Source organism: Thiomicrorhabdus sp. 6S3-12, from assembly GCF_017571475.1.
Classification (GTDB): Bacteria; Pseudomonadota; Gammaproteobacteria; order Thiomicrospirales; family Thiomicrospiraceae; genus Thiomicrorhabdus.
In genome coordinates, this window is the sequence record NZ_JAGETW010000013.1 from 1 (window position 1) to 5,282 (window position 5,282).

The 5,282-nt window shown below is 48.8% G+C and carries 2 tRNA genes and 2 rRNA genes; all 4 read right to left on the minus strand.

The window, feature by feature from the left end:
* Window positions 1-20: 20 nt before the first annotated feature.
* A 23S ribosomal RNA gene (locus J3999_RS11780) occupies window positions 21-2,884 on the minus strand.
* A gap of 377 nt (window positions 2,885-3,261) precedes the next feature.
* Window positions 3,262-3,338 (minus strand) — tRNA-Ile (locus tag J3999_RS11785).
* Between the two features lie 58 nt (window positions 3,339-3,396).
* Window positions 3,397-3,472 (minus strand) — tRNA-Ala (locus J3999_RS11790).
* 63 nt (window positions 3,473-3,535) lie between these two features.
* Window positions 3,536-5,079, minus strand: a 16S ribosomal RNA gene (locus tag J3999_RS11795).
* The 16S and 23S rRNA genes sit together here with 2 tRNA genes alongside, the layout of an rRNA operon.
* Window positions 5,080-5,282: the final 203 nt, after the last annotated feature.

Here is a 5,282-nt window from a genome sequence, read left to right on the forward strand (position 1 = left end):
AAAAGTTACTTTTGAGTTGTATAGTTAAGCCTCACGGGTAATTAGTACAAGTTAGCTTCATACATTACTGCACTTCCACACCTTGCCTATCAACGTCGTAGTCTCCAACGGCCCTTCAGAAGACTTAAAGTCTAGGGAGAACTCATCTTGAGGCAGGTTTCCCGCTTAGATGCTTTCAGCGGTTATCCTTTCCGAACATAGCTACCCAGCAATGCCATTGGCATGACAACTGGAACACCAGCGGTTCGTCCACTCCGGTCCTCTCGTACTAGGAGCAGCCCCTCTCAATTCTCCAACGCCCACGGCAGATAGGGACCGAACTGTCTCACGACGTTCTAAACCCAGCTCGCGTACCACTTTAAATGGCGAACAGCCATACCCTTGGGACCGACTTCAGCCCCAGGATGTGATGAGCCGACATCGAGGTGCCAAACACCGCCGTCGATATGAACTCTTGGGCGGTATCAGCCTGTTATCCCCGGAGTACCTTTTATCCGTTGAGCGATGGCCCTTCCACACAGAACCACCGGATCACTAGAACCTACTTTCGTACCTGCTCGACGTGTCTGTCTCGCAGTCAATCACCCTTCTACTCTTGCGCTCATTGCACGATGTCCGACCGTGCTGAGGGTAACTTCGCGCTCCTCCGTTACACTTTGGGAGGAGACCGCCCCAGTCAAACTACCCACCATACACTGTCCCTGAGCAGGATTCACTGCCCGAGGTTAGAACCTCAACATTACCAGGGTGGTATTTCAAGGATGGCTCCACTGCAACTGGCGTCACAGTTTCATAGCCTCCCACCTATCCTACACAAGTAAGGTCAAAGTCCAGTGTAAAGCTGTAGTAAAGGTTCACGGGGTCTTTCCGTCTAGCCGCGGGTACGCAGCATCTTAACTGCGAGTTCAATTTCGCTGAGTCTCGGGTGGAGACAGTGTGGCCATCATTACGCCATTCGTGCAGGTCGGAACTTACCCGACAAGGAATTTCGCTACCTTAGGACCGTTATAGTTACGGCCGCCGTTTACCGGGGCTTCGATCAAGAGCTTCGCATAAGCTAACCCCATCAATTAACCTTCCGGCACCGGGCAGGCGTCACACCCTATACGTCATCTTTCGATTTTGCAGAGTGCTATGTTTTTAGTAAACAGTTGCAGCCACCTGGTCTCTGCAACCCCCACTAGCTTAGAGAGCAAGTCTCATCACCGGCAGGGGCACACCTTCTCCCGAAGTTACGGTGTCATTTTGCCTAGTTCCTTCACCCGAGTTCTCTCAAGCGCCTTGGAATTCTCATCCTGACCACCTGTGTTGGTTTGGGGTACGATTCTTTATGACCTGAAGCTTAGAAGATTTTCTTGGAAGCATAGCATCAACCACTTCGTCCAAAAGAGGACTCGTCATCAACTCTCAGCATAGAGTATCCCGGATTTGCCTAAGATACATGCCTACTGTCTTAAACCTGGACAACCATCGCCAGGCTGGTTTAGCTTTCTCCGTCCCTCCATCGCAGTCATAAAAAGTGCAGGAATATTAACCTGCTTCCCATCGACTACGCCTCTCGGCCTCGTCTTAGGGGTCGACTAACCCTACGTCGATTAGCGTTGCGTAGGAAACCTTGGTCTTTCGGCGAGGGAGCTTTTCACTCCCTTTATCGCTACTTATGTCAGCATTCGCACTTCTGATACCTCCAGGACACTTTACAATGCCCCTTCGCAGGCTTACAGAACGCTCCTCTACCATGCGTAAAAACGCATCCGCAGCTTCGGTACACTACTTAGCCCCGTTAAATCTTCGGCGCAGGCCGACTCGATCAGTGAGCTATTACGCTTTCTTTAAAGGGTGGCTGCTTCTAAGCCAACCTCCTGACTGTCTAAGCCTTCCCACATCCTTTCCCACTGAGTAGTGTTTAGGGACCTTAGCTGGCGGTCTGGGTTGTTTCCCTCTTGACTACGGACGTTAGCACCCGCAGTCTGTCTCCCATGATTGCACTTCCTGGTATTCGGAGTTTGCAATGGGCTGCTAACCCTTGACGGGCCGCTAGACCATAACAGTGCTCTACCCCCAGGAGTGAGACATGAGGCTCTACCTAAATAGATTTCGAGGAGAACCAGCTATCTCCGGGCTTGATTAGCCTTTCACTCCGATCCACAACTCATCCCCGCATTTTTCAACATACGTGGGTTCGGTCCTCCAGTACCTGTTACGGCACCTTCAACCTGGCCATGGATAGATCGCCCGGTTTCGGGTCTACGCCATGCAACTGTTCGCCCAGTTAAGACTCGGTTTCCCTACGGCTCCCCTATTCGGTTAACCTTGCTACATAACGTAAGTCGCTGACCCATTATACAAAAGGTACGCAGTCACCCCGAAGGGCTCCCACTGCTTGTACGTACACGGTTTCAGGTTCTATTTCACTCCCCTCCAGGGGTTCTTTTCGCCTTTCCCTCACGGTACTGGTTCACTATCGGTCGGTAGAGAGTATTTAGCCTTGGAGGGTGGTCCCCCCATGTTCAGACAGAATTTCACGTGTTCCGTCCTACTCGATTTCACAACTAATGAGCTTTCGCATACAGGACTATCACCTTGTACCGTTACACTTTCCAGAGTATTTTGCTAACTCAATAATTGCTTAAGGGCTGGTCCCCGTTCGCTCGCCGCTACTAAGGGAATCTCGGTTGATTTCTTTTCCTCCGGGTACTTAGATGTTTCAGTTCTCCGGGTTAGCTTCCTCATAAGAGGATATCCATAAAGGATGGGTTTTCCCATTCGGAAATCTCCGGGTCACAGGTTATTTGCCACCTCACCGAAGCTTATCGCAGGCTATCACGTCCTTCATCGCCTTCTACCGCCTAGGCATCCACCGTGTACGCTTAGTCACTTAACTATACAACTCAAAAATAACCTTAACCTTTTGTGTGTTCCGTAGAACATTAAGGTCTAGTGAGTTGCCATGACTAAGGTTCATCGCTGACACAAATACACTTGAGTAATCTCAATTAAGTATTGCGTTACCTATTACTTTGATTATTAAACTTACGTTTAACAATCCAGCAATTGCTAATAAATTTTGGAGAAATTTATTAGCGTATTGATATGACAAAGTCGGCGTCATATCAACGTTATTCCAAATTTTTAAAGAACTTCAGCTTACGTGAACTGAGAAGCGGAATTATAACATCCTTTTCTCAACCACAAAATAAAACTGTTAATAAACTTTCAAACGTCTCGTTCAAAACCTTATTAACAGGTTTACTGAGTAATTGGTGGGTCTGGGTGGATTTGAACCACCGACCTCACCCTTATCAGGGGTGCGCTCTAACCAACTGAGCTACAGACCCAATTTATCAATCGTAGCTCGATTGCCTTAACCTAATAACCATCAGGTTAAAGTAAAATTGGTGGAGCTATGCGGGATCGAACCGCAGACCTCCTGCGTGCAAAGCAGGCGCTCTCCCAGCTGAGCTATAGCCCCTAACAGGTAATTCAGAAAGAATTTATGTGAAAGCTCGTCTAAACTCGTAACCTTTTTTATCTTAAAGGAGGTGATCCAGCCGCAGGTTCCCCTACGGCTACCTTGTTACGACTTCACCCCAGTCATGAACCACAAAGTGGTAAGCGCCCTCCCGAAGGTTAAGCTACCTACTTCTTTTGCAATCCACTCCCATGGTGTGACGGGCGGTGTGTACAAGGCCCGGGAACGTATTCACCGCAACATTCTGATTTGCGATTACTAGCGATTCCGACTTCATGGAGTCGAGTTGCAGACTCCAATCCGGACTACGAAGGGTTTTTTGAGATTCGCGCACTGTCGCCAGTTGGCCGCTCTTTGTACCCCCCATTGTAGCACGTGTGTAGCCCATCCCATAAGGGCCATGATGACTTGACGTCGTCCCCGCCTTCCTCCGGTTTATCACCGGCAGTCTCATTAGAGTTCTCAACTAAATGGTAGCAACTAATGATAAGGGTTGCGCTCGTTGCGGGACTTAACCCAACATCTCACGACACGAGCTGACGACAGCCATGCAGCACCTGTCACAGAGTTCCCGAAGGCACCAAACTATCTCTAGTAAGTTCTCTGGATGTCAAGGGATGGTAAGGTTCTTCGCGTTGCATCGAATTAAACCACATGCTCCACCGCTTGTGCGGGCCCCCGTCAATTCCTTTGAGTTTTAATCTTGCGACCGTACTCCCCAGGCGGTCAACTTATCGCGTTAGCTACGCTACTAACCTTTTTAATAAGGCCAACAGCTAGTTGACATCGTTTACGGCGTGGACTACCGGGGTATCTAATCCCGTTTGCTACCCACGCTTTCGCACCTCAGCGTCAATTTTAGTCCAGGAAGGCGCCTTCGCCACTGATGTTCCTCCAGATATCTACGCATTTCACAGCTACACCTGGAATTCCCCTTCCCTCTACTAAATTCTAGATTGCCAGTATCGAATGCAATTCCCAGGTTGAGCCCAGGGCTTTCACAACCGACTTAACAGTCCGCCTACGCGCGCTTTACGCCCAGTAATTCCGAATAACGCTTGCACCCTCTGTATTACCGCGGCTGCTGGCACAGAGTTAGCCGGTGCTTCTTCTAAAGTTAACGTCAAGCAATGCAGGTATTAACTACACTACCTTCCTCACAATTGAAAGTGCTTTACAACCCTCGGGCCTTCTTCACACACGCGGCATGGCTGCATCAAGGTTTCCCTCATTGTGCAATATTCCCCACTGCTGCCTCCCGTAGGAGTCTGGGCCGTGTCTCAGTCCCAGTGTGGCTGATCATCCTCTCAAACCAGCTAGAGATCGTAGTCTTGGTGAGCCATTACCTCACCAACAAACTAATCTCACCTGGGCTCATCCTTTAGCGAAAGCTTACAAGTAGAGGCCTCCTTTACTCCGTAGAGCACATTCGGTATTAGCATGCGTTTCCACATGTTGTCCCCAACTAAAGGGTAGATTCCCAGGCATTACTCACCCGTCCGCCACTCGACGCCTAGAGAGCAAGCTCTCTATCGTTTCCGTCCGACTTGCATGTGTTAGGCCTGCCGCCAGCGTTCATTCTGAGCCAGGATCAAACTCTTCAGTTTAATCTTGCTAGATATATTTAAATTCCGTCTCCGGATATAAACACTCGGAATTGACAAGTTAAGCATGATAAATAAGTAAACTTATTACCATTACATAATTGTCATAAATTTCGAGATTTTTTATCGGTCACTCATCTAGAGAGCTTCCACATAAATTATCTCTGAATTACCATATTGTTAAAGAGCTAACCAACTCGATCCGC